Source organism: Pseudomonas sp. MWU12-3103b (genome assembly GCF_023100615.1).
GTDB classification, from domain to species: domain Bacteria; phylum Pseudomonadota; class Gammaproteobacteria; order Pseudomonadales; family Pseudomonadaceae; genus Aquipseudomonas; species Aquipseudomonas putida_A.
Window position 1 is genome coordinate 555,936 of sequence record NZ_JALMEY010000001.1, and the last position, 13,214, is coordinate 569,149.

17 protein-coding genes are annotated in these 13,214 nt (G+C 61.3%); 5 read left to right on the top strand and 12 right to left on the bottom strand.

Annotation, left to right across the window (positions count from 1 at the left end; genetic code table 11):
• Window positions 1-196: 196 nt before the first annotated feature.
• Genes M0808_RS02580 through M0808_RS02595 form a run of 4 tightly spaced genes read right to left on the bottom strand, consistent with a single transcriptional unit; the run spans window position 197 to window position 2,624 of the window.
• Window positions 197-493 carry a DUF167 domain-containing protein gene (locus tag M0808_RS02580; RefSeq protein ID WP_135296759.1) on the bottom strand — a complete coding sequence of 99 codons (297 nt, stop codon included), beginning with the start codon at window positions 491-493 and terminating at the stop codon, window positions 197-199.
• Complete coding sequence (locus M0808_RS02585; RefSeq protein WP_007964117.1) at window positions 490-1,080, bottom strand: YggT family protein; 591 nt, start codon at window positions 1,078-1,080, stop codon at window positions 490-492. Before M0808_RS02585 ends, M0808_RS02580 begins: the two co-directional genes overlap by 4 nt.
• Before the next feature lie 10 nt (window positions 1,081-1,090).
• On the bottom strand, window positions 1,091-1,909 hold the full coding sequence (gene proC / locus M0808_RS02590; protein ID WP_223006965.1) for a pyrroline-5-carboxylate reductase: 819 nt from the start codon (window positions 1,907-1,909) through the stop codon (window positions 1,091-1,093).
• 28 nt (window positions 1,910-1,937) lie between these two features.
• Window positions 1,938-2,624, bottom strand: coding sequence for a YggS family pyridoxal phosphate-dependent enzyme (locus tag M0808_RS02595; RefSeq protein WP_096795759.1), 687 nt, complete (start codon window positions 2,622-2,624; stop codon window positions 1,938-1,940).
• Between the two features lie 56 nt (window positions 2,625-2,680).
• Here M0808_RS02595 and M0808_RS02600 point away from each other — a divergent pair, with 56 nt between their 5' ends.
• The gene (locus M0808_RS02600) at window positions 2,681-3,715 is read left to right on the top strand and encodes a PilT/PilU family type 4a pilus ATPase (RefSeq protein ID WP_003229114.1); all 1,035 of its coding nucleotides are present in this window, start codon (window positions 2,681-2,683) and stop codon (window positions 3,713-3,715) included.
• Between the two features lie 132 nt (window positions 3,716-3,847).
• On the opposite strand, the gene M0808_RS02605 is transcribed toward M0808_RS02600, so the two are convergent.
• Window positions 3,848-4,474 carry a C40 family peptidase gene (locus M0808_RS02605; protein WP_003229112.1) on the bottom strand — a complete coding sequence of 209 codons (627 nt, stop codon included), beginning with the start codon at window positions 4,472-4,474 and terminating at the stop codon, window positions 3,848-3,850.
• A 248-nt stretch (window positions 4,475-4,722) separates the two neighbouring features.
• On the opposite strand from M0808_RS02605, the gene M0808_RS02610 reads away from it, so the two are divergent.
• Window positions 4,723-5,154, top strand: a complete 432-nt coding sequence (locus tag M0808_RS02610) for a TM2 domain-containing protein (protein ID WP_247839778.1) — start codon at window positions 4,723-4,725, stop codon at window positions 5,152-5,154.
• A 152-nt stretch (window positions 5,155-5,306) separates the two neighbouring features.
• On the opposite strand, the gene M0808_RS02615 is transcribed toward M0808_RS02610, so the two are convergent.
• The 7 genes from M0808_RS02615 to gshB all read right to left on the bottom strand — a co-directional run bounded on the left by M0808_RS02615 (window position 5,307) and on the right by gshB (window position 11,419).
• The gene (locus M0808_RS02615; protein ID WP_098966064.1) at window positions 5,307-6,578 is read right to left on the bottom strand and encodes a dihydroorotase; all 1,272 of its coding nucleotides are present in this window, start codon (window positions 6,576-6,578) and stop codon (window positions 5,307-5,309) included.
• Window positions 6,575-7,579, bottom strand: coding sequence for an aspartate carbamoyltransferase catalytic subunit (locus M0808_RS02620; protein ID WP_003229107.1), 1,005 nt, complete (start codon window positions 7,577-7,579; stop codon window positions 6,575-6,577). Before M0808_RS02620 ends, M0808_RS02615 begins: the two co-directional genes overlap by 4 nt.
• 28 nt (window positions 7,580-7,607) lie before the next feature.
• Window positions 7,608-8,114, bottom strand: a complete 507-nt coding sequence (pyrR, locus tag M0808_RS02625) for a bifunctional pyr operon transcriptional regulator/uracil phosphoribosyltransferase PyrR (RefSeq protein WP_027610583.1) — start codon at window positions 8,112-8,114, stop codon at window positions 7,608-7,610.
• Between the two features lie 81 nt (window positions 8,115-8,195).
• Window positions 8,196-8,633: a Holliday junction resolvase RuvX gene (gene ruvX / locus M0808_RS02630; RefSeq protein ID WP_003229101.1), complete on the bottom strand. Its 438-nt coding sequence runs from the start codon at window positions 8,631-8,633 to the stop codon at window positions 8,196-8,198.
• Window positions 8,633-9,205, bottom strand: coding sequence for a YqgE/AlgH family protein (locus M0808_RS02635; protein ID WP_097088974.1), 573 nt, complete (start codon window positions 9,203-9,205; stop codon window positions 8,633-8,635). The genes ruvX and M0808_RS02635 overlap by 1 nt, the downstream gene beginning before the upstream one ends.
• Before the next feature lie 235 nt (window positions 9,206-9,440).
• Entirely contained in the window at window positions 9,441-10,340 is a 900-nt protein-coding gene (locus tag M0808_RS02640; protein WP_007964106.1) for an energy transducer TonB, read from the bottom strand.
• 107 nt (window positions 10,341-10,447) lie between these two features.
• Entirely contained in the window at window positions 10,448-11,419 is a 972-nt protein-coding gene (gene gshB, locus M0808_RS02645; protein WP_095137531.1) for a glutathione synthase, read from the bottom strand.
• A gap of 225 nt (window positions 11,420-11,644) precedes the next feature.
• On the opposite strand from gshB, the gene pilG reads away from it, so the two are divergent.
• Genes pilG through M0808_RS02660 form a run of 3 tightly spaced genes read left to right on the top strand, consistent with a single transcriptional unit; the run spans window position 11,645 to window position 13,025 of the window.
• Entirely contained in the window at window positions 11,645-12,049 is a 405-nt protein-coding gene (gene pilG, locus M0808_RS02650; protein WP_097088976.1) for a twitching motility response regulator PilG, read from the top strand.
• 60 nt (window positions 12,050-12,109) lie between these two features.
• Window positions 12,110-12,475: a twitching motility response regulator PilH gene (pilH, locus tag M0808_RS02655; protein WP_025109154.1), complete on the top strand. Its 366-nt coding sequence runs from the start codon at window positions 12,110-12,112 to the stop codon at window positions 12,473-12,475.
• 10 nt (window positions 12,476-12,485) lie between these two features.
• Window positions 12,486-13,025: a chemotaxis protein CheW gene (locus M0808_RS02660; protein WP_007964098.1), complete on the top strand. Its 540-nt coding sequence runs from the start codon at window positions 12,486-12,488 to the stop codon at window positions 13,023-13,025.
• The last annotated feature ends 189 nt before the right edge of the window (window positions 13,026-13,214 follow it).

Sequence of the window (13,214 nt, forward strand, 5' to 3'; positions counted from 1 at the left end):
CTAAAGACCGGGGGGGTTAGCGGCAAGCGGCCCTCACCCTAGCCCTCTCCCAGAGGTAGAGGGGACCGACCGAGGTGTTCTTTTGAGCTACACCGACCTGATCTATCCGGGCTGAACTCAGTTTCTGAAAACACCCTGGATCGGCTCCCTCTCCAGGGGGAGAGGGCTGGGGTGAGGGGTACAGGCGCCGCAAAACTCAAGACAAGCGCCCAAACAACCCTGGCAACTCCGGCAGCTTCTTCGGCGCACAGATCTTCACCCGTTTCTGCCGGTTCAACTCGCCACTGAGCAAACTGACCTGACTCTTGGACACCCCAAACGCCTTGGCCAGAAAGCCCATCAGATACGCATTGGCCTTGCCCTCGACCGGCGGCGCGGTGAGGCGGATCTTCAGGCGGTCACCGTGCAGCCCGGCGAAATCATCGCTGCGGGCTGCCGGTTGCAGATGACATTCGAGGATCAGATCGTCGCCGTCCCAGCGAAACCAGCTCACATCAGCAGGCGCAGGATTTCCGGCATCATGGTCATTGCCGCCAGATTGTTGATCACCAGCATGTCGATCAGCTTCAGCGCCAGAAAGGCGAAGATCGGCGACAGGTCGAGACCGCCGAGGTTCGGCAGGATGCGGCGGAACGGTGCCAGCGCCGGCTCGCAGATCTGGTTCACCAGTTCAGCGCCCGGGTTGTGGCTGCCCGGAGCGACCCACGACAGGATCACGCTGATGATCAGGGCGAAGAAGAAGATCTTCAGGAACAGCGCGGTGACGCCGATGATCGACCAGATGAACAGTTGCAGCGGGTTGCCGGTGGTGCCGTAGGTCAGCAGCAGTGTCAGGGCCATCAGGGCCAGTTGCACCAGAATCGCCAGCACCAGCGAAGACATGTCGAGGCCGAAGATGCTCGGGATGATCCGGCGCAGTGGCTTGAGCAGTGGCTGGGTAGCCTTGACCACGAACTGGCACAGCGGGTTGTAGAAGTTTGCGCGCACCAGTTGCAGGACGAAGCGCAACAGCACGATCAGCAGGTACAGGCTGCCGAGGGTTTGCAGCACGTAAACCGCTGCGGTGTTCAATCCAATCATGTAAGGCTCCTTATTTGCCCAGTTGTTCGGCCATTTCGGCCGAGCGGTGCGCGGCGGCGCCGAGTGCTTTTTCTACCAGGGCTTCGAAGCCGTTAGCCTGGAATGATTTGATCGCGGCCTCTGTGGTGCCATTTGGCGAGGTCACGCGGCGGCGCAGCTCGGCAGCGTCGACATCGCTGGATACCGCCATGTGCGCGGCGCCCAGAGCCGTTTGCAGGGTCAGTTGCTCGGCGATTTCCTTTGGCAGGCCGAGTTTGACGCCAGCGGCGGTCATCGCTTCGATCAGCAGGAAGAAGTACGCCGGGCCGGAACCGGAGACGGCGGTCACCGCATCGAGTTGCTGCTCTTCGTCCAGCCACAGCGCGATACCCACGGCGGACAGCAGCTCTTCAGCCTGCTGACGCTGCTCGGCGGTCACTTCGCTGGTGGCATACAGACCGCTGACGCCCTGACGCAACAGCGCCGGGGTGTTCGGCATGCAGCGCACGATCGGCTGCTCGCCAAGCCACGCAGTCATGCTCGCGCAGGTGATGCCGGCGGCGATCGACACCACCAGTTGCTGCGATTTCAGACTTGGGCGGATGGCTTCGCACACGGCTTTCATCGCCTGTGGCTTGACCGCCAGTACGATCACGTCGACGCCGTCGATCGCCTGGGCGTTGTCGGCGAAGGTTTCGATGCCGTGTTCGGCGCTGACGCGCGTTCGGGTTTCTTCGCCCGGATCGCTGGCGCGGATGTGGCTGGCTTGCAGACCCTTGGCCCGCAGGCCGCCGATCAGGCTGGCGGCCATGTTGCCGGCACCGATAAAGGCAATGCGTGTGTTGCTCATGTCAGGTCCTTTTTCAGATGGCTGTCGGTCATTGCTGACCGTAATCTCTGGCGCCAAACAGCGCGGTACCGATCCGCACCCACGTGGCGCCTTGGGCGATGGCCGACTCGAGGTCGTGGCTCATGCCCATGGAAAGTGTGTCGAGCGGCAGATTCAGGCTGGCCTGCAAACGTTGCACGGCAGCAAAAGCGGCATCTTGTTCGGCGCGATCTTCGGTCGGCTCGGGAATCGCCATCAGCCCGCGCAGTTTCAATCGGGGCAGGGCGCTGATGGCCTCGGCCAGCGCCGGCAGGTCGGCCGGGGTGCAGCCGGACTTGCTGGCCTCACCACTGACGTTGACCTGAATGCAGATGTTCAGCGGCGGCAGCTCGGTCGGGCGCTGCTCGGACAGGCGTTGGGCGATTTTCAGGCGATCCACGGAGTGCACCCAGTCGAAATGCTCGGCGATGGCGCGAGTCTTGTTCGATTGAATGGGGCCGATGAAGTGCCAGATCAAGGGCAGGTCGGCCAGTTCGAGCTGTTTGCCCAGGGCTTCCTGCAGATAGTTCTCGCCAAAGTCACGCAGGCCGGCGGCGTAGGCTTCACGCAGGTCCTGCGCCGGTTTGGTCTTGCTCACGGCCAGCAACTGAATGCTGTGTTCATCGCGGTTTGCAGCTTTGGCCGCTGCCTGGATACGCGAACTAACCTGAAGAATGTTGTCTGCTATCGTGGACATCAAGAGGCGCCGGCGGTCTGAAGGTTCGCGGCATTCTACTGGAATTGAGGGACGCTATGGATATCACTGAACTGCTGGCGTTCAGCGCCAAACAGGGCGCTTCCGACCTGCACCTGTCGGCCGGTCTGCCGCCGATGATCCGCGTCGATGGCGATGTGCGGCGGATCAATCTGCCGGCGCTGGATCACAAGCAAGTGCACGAATTGATCTACGACATCATGAACGACACCCAGCGGGTCGACTTCGAGAAACACCTCGAAACGGATTTCTCGTTCGAAGTCCCCGGCGTGGCGCGCTTTCGGGTCAACGCGTTCAACCAGAACCGGGGCGCCGGCGCGGTGTTCCGCACCATTCCCTCGAAAGTGCTGAGCATGGAAGACCTCGGCATGGGCGACGTCTTTCGCAAGATCACCGATGCGCCGCGCGGGCTGGTGCTGGTGACCGGGCCGACCGGGTCCGGCAAATCCACCACGTTGGCGGCGATGATCGATTACCTCAACACCCATCGTCACCACCACATCCTCACCATCGAAGACCCGATCGAGTTCGTCCACGAATCGCGCAAATGCCTGATCAATCAGCGCGAAGTCCATCGCGATACCCGCAGCTTCGCCACGGCGCTGCGCTCGGCACTGCGCGAAGACCCGGACGTGATTCTGGTGGGCGAGATGCGCGACCTGGAAACCATTCGCCTCGCACTGACTGCCGCTGAGACCGGGCATCTGGTATTCGGCACGCTGCACACGACGTCCGCCGCCAAGACCATCGACCGTGTTGTCGATGTGTTCCCCGGGGACGAGAAGTCCATGGTCCGCTCGATGCTTTCGGAGTCGTTGCTGGCCGTGGTGTCGCAGACGCTGATCAAGAAGATCGGCGGCGGGCGGGTCGCGGCCCACGAGATCATGCTGGGAACGTCGGCGATCCGGAACCTGATCCGCGAGGACAAGGTGGCGCAAATGTATTCGGCGATTCAGACCGGAGGGTCGTTGGGGATGCAGACACTCGACATGTGCCTGAAGGAGCTGGTGACCAAGGGCCTGATCAGCCGCGAGCATGCGCGGGAAAAGGCGCGTACGCCGGATAATTTCTGAGAGAGGCTTGTGTTGCTTTCACTGGCCTCTTCGCGAGCAAACCCGCTCCCACATTCGAATGCATTCCAATGTGGGAGCGGGCTTGCTCGCGAAGGGGTCAGTACTGCTTGAGCAGATTCCGGATCAGTCGACTCAGCGCTGAACCACACGCATCTGTTTGCCAGCCGGTTCTTTCGGCAGCACACGCTTGGCAACCACGTAATGCTGTTCCCAGTACGGCTTGTTCAGCGTATCGATGCTCACCGCTTTGCCACGGCGTGGTGCGTGGATGAAGCGGTCGTTGCCCAGGTAGATGGCAACGTGGTTGACCCGACGGCTCTTGATGTTGAAGAAAATCAGGTCGCCCGGCTTCAGATCCTTGCGTTCGACTTTTTCGCCATGCCCGCTGGCCATCGCGTTGGAGGTGCGTGGCAGGTCGAACGTGGCGTCGTTGAACGCATATTTCACCAGCCCGCTGCAGTCGAAGCCTTTACTTGGGCTGCTGCCGCCCCAACGGTAGGGAGTACCGAGGACGTTCACCGCACGGCTCAGGACGTTGCTGCTTTCCTTGTTGGCCATCGGTGGCACCAGCTTGCCGTGATTCTTGCTGGCGAGCGTGGTGTGTTTCGTTTGTTTGCTGCTCTTGCTCGAAGGAGCCGAAGCATGGGATTTAGGGGTGAAACCGTTAACGTTGGGAAGACGTTGCTCACGATTGGTGGCGTGGGCGGCCAGTGGCATTAATAGGCAAATAGTTAGCCATGTCTTGAAAAATGGTCGCATTAGGCGTGGCTCTTATGTGTTAGCGCGCAACTTTATAACAGCTTTTTTGTCCCTTCCGAGGCCGTTGGTCGATTCCATCGGAGGGCAACGGAACCAAACAAGCGGCAAACCGACGCAATTGTCGGACAGAAGTCCGGTGCTATAAGGCTTTGACGGACGACACGGTAACATTTGCCGTACGTCGGCTACATGTAAAAAAGTCACAAAGAATTAAAGAAAATTTATCTATCGAGTGAATCGAGGTCTTCATGATCCGCTATCAGCAGGTTGCTGCACCGCAGGATACGCACAGCAAAATCATCGGTTATCTGCTGTGGATTTTTGGTTTCACCGGCGCTCACCGCTTCTATTACGGCAAACCGGTGACCGGGACGATCTGGTTCTTCACCTTCGGTCTGCTGGGCATTGGCTGGCTGATCGACGTGTTCCTGATCCCGGCAATGGATCGCGAGGCGGATCTGCGCTTCACCGCAGGGCCGATCGAATACAACGTGGCGTGGATTCTGCTGACGTTCCTGGGCGTGTTCGGCGTGCACCGGATGTACCAGGGCAAGTGGATCAGCGGGTTGCTGTATCTGCTGACCGGCGGGTTGTTCTTTATTGGCGTGCTGTATGACTTCTGGACGCTGAATGATCAGGTGTCGGTGCGCAACGCGCAGAATCGCGGCGCCTTTCAGTAACCTGTGGCGAGGGGATTTATCCCCGATGGGGCGCGTAGCGGCCCTAAAACATTCAACCGCGGAGGAACTGAATCACCGCGGTTGTAGATTGAGGGCTGCTGCGCAGCCCATCGGGGATAAATCCCCTCGCCACAATGTCCCTCAGCAGCCGGTTAGGCCTGGTGACTGATCCGCCCATCCACCAAGGTGTAGCGAACCACACCCGGCAGGGTGTGCCCAAGGAACGGGCAGTTCTCGCCCTTCGACAGCCAGCCTTCACCGGCCACGGTGGACGCCTTCGGATCGAACAGCACGATATCCGCCGCACCGCCCACCGCCAGTTTGCCCGCCGGCAGACGCAGCGCGTCCGCAGGCCCGGCACTCAGGCGCGCCAGCAGGGTCGGCAGATCCAGCAAACCATCCTCAACCAGCGTCATCGCCAGCGGCAGCAGCAATTCCACACTGCTGATGCCCGGCTCGGTCGCGCCGAACGGTGCCAGTTTGGCGTCGCGTTCGTGCGGCTGGTGATGGCTGGAGATCGCCGAAATCACCCCGGACTTCACCGCTTCACGCAGGCCGTCGCGGTCGGCGCGGGTGCGCAGCGGCGGTTGCACGTGATACAGGCTGCTGAAGTCGATCAGCGCTTCATCGGTGAGGATCAACTGATACAGCGCGACATCCGCCGTCACCTTCAAACCACGGGCCTGCGCCTGAGCGATCAGGGCCACGCCGCGCGCGCTGGTCAGTTGGCTGAAGTGCGCGCGCACGCCGGTCTGCTCGACCAGCAGCAGATCGCGAGCCAGAGCCACGGTTTCCGCGGTTTCCGGAATCCCCGGCAGGCCGAGGAAACTGGCGACCGCGCCTTCATGGGCCAGACCGCCATCCGCCAGATCGTGATCCTGCGAATTGAAAATCACTGTCAGGTCGAAGGTCGCCGCGTATTCCAGCGCCCGGCACAGGGTGCGGGTGTTGCGGAAACTCTCCAGACCGTTGCCGAACGCCACACACCCGGCGTCGCGCAGCGCCACCAGTTCTGCCAGCTGCTCGCCATCCAGCCCTTTGCTCAGCGCGCCAATCGGAAACACCTTGGTGTTGCCGGCCTCGCGGGCGCGGTCGAGGATCAGTTCGGCCACGGCCGAAGTGTCGAGCACCGGTTTGGTCTTCGGTGGGCAGCACAGGCTGGTCACGCCGCCAGCCGCCGCCGCGCGGGTTTCGCTGGCGATGCTGCCTTTGCGGCTGTAGCCCGGCTCGCGCAGAGCCACGTTAAGGTCGACCAGGCCCGGTGCTGCAACCAGACCGCTGGCGTCGATGGTTTCCACAGCGGTGAAACCGGCCGGTGCGGCGCCGAGGGCGACGATCTTGCAGGCTTCAACGTGGATGTCGGTGATTTGATCCAGGCCGCTGCTTGGATCGATGACGCGGGCGCCGAGAATGCTGAGCTTCACTGGGCGTTCTCCTGCTCGAATTGACGTTGCGCTGTTTGCCCGCTCATGGCCATCGACAGCACGGCCATGCGGATGGCGATGCCGTAGGTGACTTGATTGAGGATCACCGAGTGCGGGCCGTCGGCCACCGCGGACTCAATCTCTACCCCACGGTTGATCGGCCCTGGGTGCATGACGATGCAATCGGGTTTGGCCCCGGCCAGACGCGCGGTGGTCAGGCCGAACAGGCGGTAGAACTCGCCTTCGCTCGGCAGCAGGCCGCCGGTCATGCGCTCGCGCTGCAGGCGCAGCATGATCACCACGTCGACGTCTTTCAGGCCTTCGTTCATGTCGGTGTAGACCTTGACGCCGTACTGCTCGATGCCGATCGGCAGCAGGGTCTTCGGCGCGATCACGCGGATGTCCGGGCAGCCGAGGGTCTTCAGGGCGAGCATGTTCGAGCGCGCCACTCGCGAGTGCAGGATGTCGCCGACGATCGCCACCGAGAGGTTTTCGAAACCGCCCTTGTGCCGACGGATGGTGAGCATGTCGAGCATGCCCTGGGTCGGGTGCGCGTGCCGGCCGTCGCCGCCGTTGATGATCGCCACCTGCGGGCAGACATGCTCGGCGATGAAGTGTGCGGCGCCGGAATCACCGTGGCGCACGACGAACATGTCGGCGGCCATGGCTTCGAGGTTGCGCAGGGTGTCGAGCAGGGTTTCACCTTTGCTGGCCGACGAGGTCGACACGTTCAGGGTGATCACGTCCGCCGACAGCCGCTGGGCCGCCAGTTCGAAGGTGGTGCGGGTGCGGGTGGAGTTTTCGAAGAACACGTTGCACACGGTCTTGCCGCGCAGCAACGGGACCTTCTTCACCGCCCGGGCACCGACTTCGAGGAACGAGTCGGCAGTGTCGAGGATTTCCGTCAGCAACTCGCGGCGCAGGCCGTCGAGCGAGAGGAAGTGGCGCAGCTGGCCCTGATCATTGAGCTGCAGCGGGCGCTTGGTATCTAGAGGCGTCATCGCGAGGGGGACTCTCAATAAGGGCGGGTTAGGAATTCAGGTCTTGCAGTTCGAGCGTCAGCGGCTCCGGGCCGGACAGCTTGACCCGCTCATTGGCGGCCAGCGACAGCGTCGCGCCGACCACGTTGGGGCGGATCGGCAGCTCGCCGGCGTCCAGGTCGAGCAGGCAGACCAGGGTCACGCTGGCCGGGCGGCCGTAGTCGAACAGTTCGTTCATGGCGGCGCGGATGGTCCGGCCGCTCATCAATACGTCATCGATCAGCACCAGGTGCTGGCCTTCGATCTCGAAGGGCAGGGCCGAGGGGCGCACTTGCGGGTGCAGGCCGTTCTGGCTGAAGTCGTCGCGGTAGAAGGAAACATCCAGCGTGCCCAACGGTGCGTCGCTGGCCAATTCCTTGAGCAGGGCCTGCGCGACCCAGATGCCGCCGGTGCGAATGCCGATGTAACGCGGTTCGCTGATATCACGCTGTGCAAGGTGCGCCTTGAGGCGGGTCGCCATCTGGCTGATCAGATCGGCGGGATTGGGCAGGCTCATGGATGCTCCTTCGTGATTCCGAGCCGCGTCCTGCCGGACGTGGCTGGGTTTATAACCAAAAGAAAAGCGCCGAAGCGCTTGTCAGGATTCAAACAATGCAGTGTTTTCATCGAGCCAGCCCTGCAACAGCAGGGCGGCGGCGATGGCGTCCACCGGGTTGTCGCGGTAACTGCCTTTCTGCCCGCCACGCACCAGTCGCTCACCCTTGGCTTCAAAGGTGGTCAGGCGTTCGTCGTGGGTATAGAAGGGCACATTGAAACGGCCATTGAGACGGCGGGCGAATTTCTCCGCGCGCAGGCACATCTCGCTGGGCGTACCGTCCATGTTCAGCGGCAGGCCGACCACCACGGCGTCGGGTTTCCATTCCTTGAACAGCGCTTCGACCTGATTCCAGTCGGGCACGCCGTTCTGCGCTTTCAGGGTGCACAGCTCGCGGGCCTGGCCGGTAATCACCTGGCCGACCGCAACGCCGATCTGTTTGGTGCCGTAGTCGAAGCCGAGAATCAGGCGCAGGGCCATCAGGCGTGCCCTGCCTGGCTGGTCAGCAGGCTGAGGTTGATCCCCAGGTGCCGGGCCGCCGCCTCAAGACGCAGTTCGCTGCTGGTGTTGAACAGGATGTCGGCGTCGTACGGGCAGGTCAGCCAGGCGTTGTCGGCCAGCTCGGCCTCCAGTTGCCCGGCTTCCCAACCGGCATAACCAAGGGTGATTACGCTTTTCGCCGGGCCTACGCCGTCGGCGATGGCGAACAGCACGTCCTGCGAGGTGGACAGCGCCAGATCCCCGTCCAGCTCGACGGTGGCCTGAAAGGTTTTGCCCGCCGGGTGCAGGACGAAACCGCGATCGGTCTGCACCGGGCCACCAATGAAGATCGGCACATGCTGGCACAGCGCTGGCGGATCGATGTCCGGGCGCAATTGTTCGAGAATGTCAGCCAGATTCAGCTCTTGCGGTCGATTGACCACCAGCCCCATGGCGCCATTGGCCGTGTGCTCGACGATGTAGGTCAAGGTGTGGGCAAAGTTCGGGTCGGCCATGTGTGGCATGGCGATCAGGAAGTGATGCTTGAGGTAGCTGGGGCTGACGTTTTTCATGAGCGATAGTGTGGCGTTCAAGGGGCGAACTGACAAGCTGAGGATCAGAGAACAACGCAGATCCATTGTTGAAGCTGAACCTTTGTGGTGAGGGGATTTATCCCCGATGGGGCGCGAAGCGGCCCTGAATCCATTGACGTGATATGCCTGACATACCGCGCATGCTGGTTTTGCGACTGCTTCGCAGCCGATCGGGGATAAATCCCCTCACCACAAAAAACCTGTATGCCGGCGGTCAGTTGCTGGAGAGCTTGTCGCCCCGGGCGAATTTCCAGGTGCGGATGATTTCCAGTCGGTCGATATCCGACAGATCGCCGGTAAACGGTGCAAACGGTGCCGCCAGCCGGACGATGCGCTGCGCCGCCTGATCCAGCAACGGCTGGCCGGACGATTCCAGCACCAGCACTTCATACAGCGAGCCGTCGCGGTTGATCGAGACCATCAGCCGCAGGTTGCCGTAGATCTGCTTGCGCCGAGCTTCCTCGGGGTAATTGAGGTTGCCGATGCGCTCGACTTTCTTGCGCCAGTCATCCTTGTACCAGGCGCCCTTGTCGCGCATGGTCGAGGCCGCGCTCAAGCGGTGAATCCGCGGGCGCTTGGCATACAGCTGTTGTTCGTTGGCCAGTTCCGCTTCGAGGCTGGCGATGTCGCTGGACAGCTGCGAACTGTCAAAGGTCGGCGCATTGACCGCAGGTTTGGTCTCGGTTTTGGTTTCTTCTTTCTTGGTCGGCGCCTTTTGCTGTTTCGGCGCCACCGTGGTCACCGCAGCCTTTGGCGCGGCTTCACGCACTTCCGGTTTGGCGGCCGGGGGCGGGGTGACCTTCTTGACCTGATTGTCCTGGAACGGCGCGACCTCGGTGGTCTTGGGAATCGCCTTCTTGTCGAGGGTGCCGCTGCCTTCCTGGTTTTCCTGAGCGAGGAAGTCAGCCTTTTTCGGCTTGGTTTCGCTCTTGAAGGTGGCGAGGGTGATTTCCAGGGTTTTGCTGATCTGCTTGGGCTCGACCATGGTGAAGCCAACGCCAAGCAGCAGCGCCAAATGAATCAGCGCCGCGAGAAACAGGGTAAATCCGAGGCGATCGGCCGGGCGCACGCCACGGTGGGCGAGTTCTGCGGGCAGATCGGACGGGAGGGTCATGACAAGAAAACCAACATCGCGTTTTTCAGAGGCTGCGCATGATAACGCAATGTTGGTTTCGCGCCTTGGGCTTCACGCTTCAAGCGACAAGCTGCATGTGACACACGTCAAGCTTGCGGCTTTTTGCCGGCGGCTTGCAGCTTCTTGTCGATGGCATCCATCAGCATGCCGCCGATGTCGGTGCCGAATGCGTTGTCGATTTCGCGGATGCAAGTCGGGCTGGTCACGTTGATTTCGGTGAGGTTTTCACCGATCACGTCCAGACCGACGAACAGCAGACCTTTCTCGCGCAGGGTCGGGCCGACCTGGGCGGCAATCCAGCGATCCTTGTCGGTCAGCGGCCGCGCTTCGCCACGACCACCGGCCGCGAGGTTGCCACGGGTTTCGCCTTGAGCCGGAATTCGCGCCAGGCAGTAATCCACCGGCTCGCCGTCGATCATCAGGATGCGTTTGTCGCCGTCCTTGATTGCCGGCAGGTAGGCCTGGCCCATGATCTGCTGATTGCCGAGGGCGGTCAGGGTTTCCAGAATCACCGACAGGTTCGGGTCGCCGGCGCGGTGACGGAAAATCGAAGTGCCACCCATGCCGTCCAGCGGCTTGAGGATCACGTCGCCATGCTTGGCGGCGAATTCACGCAGCACATCGGCGCGACGGCTGACGATAGTTGGCGGCGTGCACTGCGGGAACAGCGTGGCGAACAGTTTTTCGTTGCAGTCGCGCAGGCTCTGCGGCTTGTTCACCACGAGCACGCCGGCGGTTTCGGCCTGTTCCAGCAAGTAGGTGGAGTAGACGAACTCCATGTCGAACGGCGGATCCTTGCGCATCAGGATCACGTCGAGGTCGCTCAGCAGGTTGTCCTGCTCGGCGTCCAGTTCGAACCATTTTTCCGGGTTGGCGAAGACTTTCAGCGGCTTCATGCGCGCCCGGGCCTGACCTTCGGCCTGATACAGGTCGCGCTGCTCCATGTAGAACAGTTCCCAGCCACGTTTCTGCGCGGCCAGCAGCATGGCCAGCGAGCTATCCTTTTTATAGGAAATGCTGGCGATAGGGTCCATGACAATCCCGACGCGAACGCTCATTGGGGTTTCCTCGAAAATTGGCTACCGGATCGGTATTGAAAAAGTGCCGCCAGAGTGGCGCTGGCAGGGTTTTCGGTCAAGGAAAAACCCGTCGATAGATTGCATCTGGAGACTGTGCTAAAAAGGCTGGCATAGCGTGCTGGCCCTTGAGCATCAAGGGTTTCCAGCCATTACTCATCGCAAAACGGACAATTTGATTCGCAAAGGCGACGGTAGAGCCCTCTTATGGAACAGCAGTCCAGCGCCTTGAAGGTCATGGTGATCGATGACTCGAAAACGATTCGTCGCACCGCCGAAACGCTGTTGAGAAATGTGGGCTGCGAAGTCATCACGGCCATCGACGGTTTCGACGCGTTGGCCAAGATCGCCGATCACCACCCCGGGATCATTTTTGTCGACATCATGATGCCGCGTCTGGATGGTTATCAGACCTGCGCTTTAATCAAGAACAACAGTGCGTTCAAGGCCACGCCGGTGATCATGCTGTCGTCGCGTGACGGGCTGTTCGACAAGGCCAAGGGGCGGATTGTCGGTTCTGATCAATTTTTGACCAAGCCTTTCAGCAAGGAAGAGCTGCTTGACGCGATTCAGGCCCATGTTCCGGGCTTCGCCGCCGTTTTGCCGCAGTAAGACACGTACAGTGACGCTCGGCCAGCGGGCCGGGTGTCGACAAGAAAAATGGGGAAGACCATGGCACGTATCCTGATCGTCGATGATTCGCCGACTGAAATGTACAAACTCACCGGCATGCTGGAAAAGCACGGCCATGAAGTGCTCAAGGCCGAAAACGGCGCCGACGGCGTAGCCCTGGCCCGTCAGGAAAAGCCTGACGCGGTCTTGATGGACATCGTCATGCCTGGCCTCAACGGCTTCCAGGCCACCCGGCAACTGACCAAGGATGCCGAGACCAGCCATATTCCGGTGATCATCATCACCACCAAGGATCAGGAAACCGACAAGGTTTGGGGCACGCGCCAGGGCGCGAAGGATTACCTGACCAAACCGGTCGAAGAAGACATGCTGATCAAGACCCTGAACAACGTGCTGGCCGGTTGATCGCGCGGCCATGAACCAGTCGCTGACCGCGTTCGAGCTGCTGTGGCAGATCGACCAGCGCTGCCGTCTGCTGGCGGCGGACCTGCCGTCGCAGCCCGGCCGTCAGGATCGCTGGAGCGGCATCGGTTTTCGCCTCGGCGAGCATTGGTACGTGACGCCGATGGGCGAAGTCAGCGAAGTGCTGCACGAACCGCGCTGCACTCAGTTGCCCGGGGTCAAGCCGTGGGTCAAAGGGGTGGCTAACCTGCGTGGGCGCTTGCTGCCGATCATGGACCTGTGCGGCTTCTTCGGTCACGAGCTGTCGCCGTTGCGCAAACAGCGGCGTGTGTTGGTGGTGGAGCACAACGACGTCTTCGCCGGGCTGCTGGTGGATGAGGTGTTCGGTTTGCAGCACTTCGAGCAGGACAGCTTCGAACCGATCTCGATCAGCAAGCGCCAGGGCTCCAAGGCCGAGTTCGTCAAAGGCTATTTCCGGCGTGAGCAGAACTGGCGGGTGTTCAGCCTGTTTGCGCTGGCCAAATCGCCGGTGTTCATGAGCGTCGCGATATAGCCGAAGCACCAGATATCTATGGGGTGGGGGTCTGTGGCGAGGGGATTTATCCCCGATGGTTGGCGAAGCCAACCCAAAACCTGCATTCGCGATGTGCCAGATACAACTCAGTGTTGGGGCCGCTGCGCGACCCATCGGGGATAAATCCCCTCACCACAAATCCCACAGTGGACCGTGGCAGGTTTCATA

What these genes read in the sequence shown, in the direction of transcription:
- pilH (WP_025109154.1), top strand. Translation starts at nt 12,110, where the DNA reads ATGGCACGTATCCTGATCGTCGATGATTCGCCGACTGAAATGTACAAA.
- M0808_RS02595 (WP_096795759.1), bottom strand. Translation starts at nt 2,624, where the DNA reads ATGTCCACGATAGCAGACAACATTCTTCAGGTTAGTTCGCGTATCCAG.
- M0808_RS02620 (WP_003229107.1), bottom strand. Translation starts at nt 7,579, where the DNA reads ATGACGCCTCTAGATACCAAGCGCCCGCTGCAGCTCAATGATCAGGGC.
- M0808_RS02640 (WP_007964106.1), bottom strand. Translation starts at nt 10,340, where the DNA reads ATGACCCTCCCGTCCGATCTGCCCGCAGAACTCGCCCACCGTGGCGTG.
- M0808_RS02660 (WP_007964098.1), top strand. Translation starts at nt 12,486, where the DNA reads ATGAACCAGTCGCTGACCGCGTTCGAGCTGCTGTGGCAGATCGACCAG.
- pilG (WP_097088976.1), top strand. Translation starts at nt 11,645, where the DNA reads ATGGAACAGCAGTCCAGCGCCTTGAAGGTCATGGTGATCGATGACTCG.
- ruvX (WP_003229101.1), bottom strand. Translation starts at nt 8,633, where the DNA reads ATGGCCCTGCGCCTGATTCTCGGCTTCGACTACGGCACCAAACAGATC.
- pyrR (WP_027610583.1), bottom strand. Translation starts at nt 8,114, where the DNA reads ATGAGCCTGCCCAATCCCGCCGATCTGATCAGCCAGATGGCGACCCGC.
- proC (WP_223006965.1), bottom strand. Translation starts at nt 1,909, where the DNA reads ATGAGCAACACACGCATTGCCTTTATCGGTGCCGGCAACATGGCCGCC.
- M0808_RS02610 (WP_247839778.1), top strand. Translation starts at nt 4,723, where the DNA reads ATGATCCGCTATCAGCAGGTTGCTGCACCGCAGGATACGCACAGCAAA.
- M0808_RS02600 (WP_003229114.1), top strand. Translation starts at nt 2,681, where the DNA reads ATGGATATCACTGAACTGCTGGCGTTCAGCGCCAAACAGGGCGCTTCC.
- M0808_RS02585 (WP_007964117.1), bottom strand. Translation starts at nt 1,080, where the DNA reads ATGATTGGATTGAACACCGCAGCGGTTTACGTGCTGCAAACCCTCGGC.
- M0808_RS02605 (WP_003229112.1), bottom strand. Translation starts at nt 4,474, where the DNA reads ATGCGACCATTTTTCAAGACATGGCTAACTATTTGCCTATTAATGCCA.
- gshB (WP_095137531.1), bottom strand. Translation starts at nt 11,419, where the DNA reads ATGAGCGTTCGCGTCGGGATTGTCATGGACCCTATCGCCAGCATTTCC.
- M0808_RS02635 (WP_097088974.1), bottom strand. Translation starts at nt 9,205, where the DNA reads ATGAAAAACGTCAGCCCCAGCTACCTCAAGCATCACTTCCTGATCGCC.